The following is a 550-nucleotide window of genomic DNA, read 5'->3' on the forward strand; positions in this document are numbered from 1 at the left end:
CGAGAGTAATTTCCCTCTTTAATTTCCTTCATTCCTTCTCTGATTTCTTGTTTTGTTTCTTGGTCTAAATCTTCCATGTGTTCTATATCGTAGCCTTCCCGTCGCAAGCCTTCCAAGACAATTTCTCGATATGCGCTCAAGCCTAAGTTATGCGTAGCAATACATTGAGCATAGGCATAATCATGTTGACTATTGTTCCCAAATTCAATGTCATAATGCTTTAGTTTTCTGAGGTTACTAAGATTCTGTTTTGTTCGTGCTTTGTTACTTCTTAGCACTTCATTAACTTCTGTCTCTCCTCCATCGAGCTTACCGTTCCCAATTTTTTTAAGGAATAAGTGAATGGGGGTATTATCTCTTAATCGAGATAGCATCTGACGGGTACTATTTTCTGATTGTGTCCCTTGATTAAAGGAGTAAATAGCATCAAAATAGTCTGGGAGGTCAATACTCACGCCAGTGCTTAAAACAGGCGTATAAATAATAATATCGTATTGCTTGATTTCTGCTTCTAAATTATCAATAATGCGATAAGCAGGATGATTTTCAT

1 protein-coding gene is annotated in these 550 nt (G+C 36.9%); it reads right to left on the minus strand.

Annotation, left to right across the window (positions count from 1 at the left end; all coding sequences use genetic code 11):
* Positions 1-550: hypothetical protein (locus R0J87_RS18440; RefSeq protein WP_498887987.1), on the minus strand; the 550-nt coding region annotated here is incomplete at both ends.

It is taken from the genome of Halomonas sp. SIMBA_159 (assembly GCF_046536035.1).
In the GTDB taxonomy this organism is placed as follows: domain Bacteria; phylum Pseudomonadota; class Gammaproteobacteria; order Pseudomonadales; family Halomonadaceae; genus Vreelandella; species Vreelandella venusta_A.